General features: G+C 54.6%; 2 protein-coding genes and 1 pseudogene (1 of these 3 running past the window's edge). All 3 read right to left on the minus strand.

Annotated features, from left to right (window positions below):
• A partial coding sequence (locus H5U36_09630; protein ID MBC7218369.1) for a hypothetical protein occupies positions 1-167 on the minus strand: 167 nt, incomplete at its 3' end.
• Between the two features lie 204 nt (positions 168-371).
• A complete protein-coding gene (locus H5U36_09635; GenBank protein ID MBC7218370.1) occupies positions 372-2,417 on the minus strand; it encodes a diguanylate cyclase in 2,046 nt (681 codons plus the stop codon).
• Positions 2,414-2,657, minus strand: a pseudogene (locus H5U36_09640) (hypothetical protein); it runs 668 nt beyond the window's last position. The gene H5U36_09635 and the pseudogene H5U36_09640 overlap by 4 nt, the downstream one beginning before the upstream one ends.

Below are 2,657 nucleotides of genomic sequence, written 5' to 3' on the forward strand. Positions count from 1 at the left end.
GCGAGGGTGAAGAGATCTCGAGTGTAGTACCCGTTCGCCTTCGTAGGGTGCTCCCCGAGATAGATCTCCCGCTCCTCCCGCATGAGGTTCTCCAAAAGGTTCCGGACCATCACCTTGAGCTCCTCTGCAAACGCCTTCACGATCTCGTCACGTGTTTCCTTCTGCATGGTAGCTTTCCTCCTTTCGAAAGTCTTTTCCCTTGGGAAGGCTACCATGCTGCCCCACAGACACACTTCCTGAGACACTACCTATCCGCGCGGATCGCTTACCCAAAGTCTTTACGAGGATTTTGGCAAAAAAGATCGCTTCTCGGTTATCCAGAAAGCGGTTCTCAAGAGGCTAACGTAGCTATCGGTTCCGAACCCTTTGTTTCAGGGGTGCCTGCGTTGGGTACGGGGAGGCTGTTCCTCGTCTTTTTCCAGAATCTTAAGGAATACCTGGACGAGCTCTGGATCAAACTGAGTGCCGGCGTTTCTTGTGATTTCCTTAATGGCTTCGTTTTTTGGCATAGCCCTTCGGCACGGGCGATCGCTTGTCATCGCCACAAAGGCGTCAACGATGGCGATGATGCGGGCAAGAAGGGGTATCTCCTCTCCCTTGAGTCCCCGGGGGTAGCCGGTTCCATCGAAGCGCTCGTGGTGTGCAAGGATTCCTTCAGCTACCGGGAGGAGCTCCGGAAGAACCTGGGCAATACGGTATCCGATTTCGGGGTGTTTGCGGATCTCCTCCCATTCCTCCTCGGTGAGGAACCCTGCCTTGGCGAGAATGGCCCGGGGAATGGCGAGCTTCCCAAGGTCATGGAGTCGGACAAGGAGATCCAAGGCGTCAAGCTCTGGAACCGAGAGGCCAAGGGTTTCTCCCATCCTTCGGGCAAGAGAACGCATCCGCTCATGGTGCGTTTCCATTTCTCCGGGAATTTCCCGAAGGGATTGCTCAAGGGCAAGAATGAGTGTCGCCCGGGAGCTCTGTTTCTCGGCAAGTTTGTTCCGGTACATGCGGTTTTCTGCTTCGCTGAGGATGGTACCGATGTCCTCATCTTCTCTCTCCTTGGTTGCAAGGCCCAGGGCTATGCTCACGGGGAGGAATCCCTCCTCTCTTTTGAACTCTTCCGTGCAGAGCTTTCGGATTCGCTCAAGAACACCTTGGGCGGCAGCGAAGGGGGTTTGGGGAAGGAGGATGACGAACTCGTCCCCGCCCCAGCGGGCGACGATATCCTCCTTCCGGCAGGAACGGGAGAGAATGGTTGCCACCTTTTTGAGAAGCTCGTCTCCTTTGTGGTGTCCGAAGGCGTCGTTCACGAGTTTGAGATTGTTCGCATCAGCCATGATAACGCTTAAGGGGAGTTGCCTTGGAACATCGAGCCGCTTGAGGGCGTCATCGAAGAAGAGTCGATTGTAGAGGCCGGTGAGCGGGTCATGGAAAGTAAGATAGAGGATGCGTTCTTCGGATTTCTTCTTGGCGGTGATGTTTGAGGAAATCGTAACCACCCGGAACACTCGGCCTTCCTCATTGAGGATTGGATACGCCCTCTGGTGCCAGATGTTCCCGTCATGGGATACAACCTCTGCTTCCTCGGGTTTTCCGCTTGCAAAGGCCAAAACGGTAGCGCACCCTGGACAGGGGCTGCCACGCTTTTCGAAGACCTCAAAGCAGTACCGTCCAACGATTTCTTCTGGTTTGTAGCCGAAATTCCGGAATACCGCCTTATTGGCCCAAACGATTCTCGGGCCGGCTTCGTAGTAGACCACCTGGTCCTCGAGGGTATCGAGGATGAGAATCTTTTCCTTCTCTGAGACTCTCAGGGCTTCCTCTGCTCTCTTCTGTTCGGTGATATCCCGGTTGACCCCGACGATTCCTACGATTTCTCCTTTTTCGTTGCGGAGAGGAACCTTGTTCGTGGCAATCCAGATCTTTCGTCGCACTCCCAAGGAGAAATCGAAGACCTCCCGCTCATCGTTCCATATGGGTTTTCCGGTCCGAAGGAGTTCTTCCTCTTCCTCAAAGTAGTGCTTTGCAATTTCCTCAGGGTGGAGGTCGAAATCCGTTTTGCCAATCATGTCCTCAGGAGAGGAAAACCCATGGTGCCGGGCATCGGCCTCGTTCACAAAGGGGAAGCGATGATTCCTATCCTTGACGTAGATGTGGTCGGGGATGGCGTTGATAATGGTGAGGAAGAGATTCCGCTCCTCCAGGCACCTCTTGAGGTCTTCAAGGTGCCATCCTTCCCAGAGGATGACTGCTTTCCCAACGATTCTCTCTCCCTCCATGAGGGGGAGGACGAGATGCTCGACCTGGGAGAGCTTTTCCTTAAGTGCTGAAGTGTCCTTCGTGGGAAGGCCGAGGAGGGAAAAGACTTCCTCGCTTACGGCCTGAATTTCGCCTCTTTCGTTCTCAAGGATAACTCCAATACGCCTCACAGGAGAACGCTCCTTCCCACCTCTGCGAGACTCTTCCCCTGGTGAACCTCTATCCTCTCCGCCAGAGAGGAAAAAGTCTGCCACTCCACCTTTCCCGCCTCCCAGACCATGGCGTTACAGGCTCCCGCAGCAGTCCCAAAACGCAGGGCATCCCTGGGGGACCCGTGGCAGATGAGACCGTAAATGAAGCCGGCAAGGAAAGCATCTCCAGAGCCTACTGGATTCACTGTTTGCACTTTT

Origin of the sequence: Candidatus Caldatribacterium sp. (genome assembly GCA_014359405.1) — a bacterium.
Lineage (GTDB): Bacteria > Atribacterota > Atribacteria > Atribacterales > Caldatribacteriaceae > Caldatribacterium > Caldatribacterium oleiphilum.